This is a genomic window from Falsiroseomonas oryziterrae (genome assembly GCF_021864505.1).
GTDB classification, from domain to species: Bacteria; Pseudomonadota; Alphaproteobacteria; order Acetobacterales; family Acetobacteraceae; genus Falsiroseomonas; species Falsiroseomonas oryziterrae.
Genome location: NZ_JAKJIB010000727.1, coordinates 1 through 526, shown reverse-complemented (window position 1 = coordinate 526; position 526 = coordinate 1). Strand labels below are relative to the sequence as shown.

The window sequence follows — 526 nt, the reverse complement described above, 5'->3', positions numbered from 1 at the left end:
CGAACCTCCTGCGCGACCGACAAGGCGCCGTTCGCGTCGCCCGCGGCGAGCGCCGCCGTCGCCTGGCCGAACCCCATGTCGGCGATCATGAGCGCGTCGTCGCGCTCCCGCGCCCGCGCCAGCGCACGCTCGTAGAACCGCACCGCGCTGGTCGGCTCGTCGAGTTCGAGCGCGCGATGGGCCGAGCCGGCAAGGCCCGTCAGGATCTCGTCCTCGGGCGGTCCGGACGTGGGGGGCGCGCCGCAGGCCGCGAGCGCAAGCAGCAGCAGCGCCGCGCGCCTCACGGCCGCACGCGGTCTGCCGTCGGGCGGAGCCGGTCGCGTGGCGTCGGCCCGCCATCGCCGCCGACCAGCCAGCTGTTGCGCAGCCGCGCAGCGAGCAGTTCGAGCTCTCGGGCGGTCTGCTGGACCTGCACCACGACGCCCGGCAGCGGCTCGGCCGCGTTCGCGACGCTCCGTGTCGCGCGGGGGATCTGCGGCGTGGCCCGCGCGATGTCCTGCGCGGCGCGTTCCAGCGTGGCGAGCGT

Annotated in this window: 1 protein-coding gene and 1 pseudogene; both read right to left on the bottom strand. The window is 76.8% G+C overall.

Annotated elements, in window-relative coordinates:
- A pseudogene (locus tag L2I40_RS24375) lies at nucleotides 1-284 on the bottom strand (hypothetical protein); the annotation flags it as partial.
- Nucleotides 281-526, bottom strand: a 246-nt coding sequence (locus L2I40_RS24370; RefSeq protein WP_237217899.1) for a hypothetical protein, incomplete at its 5' end; no start/stop codon positions are given. The pseudogene L2I40_RS24375 and the gene L2I40_RS24370, both read right to left, overlap by 4 nt.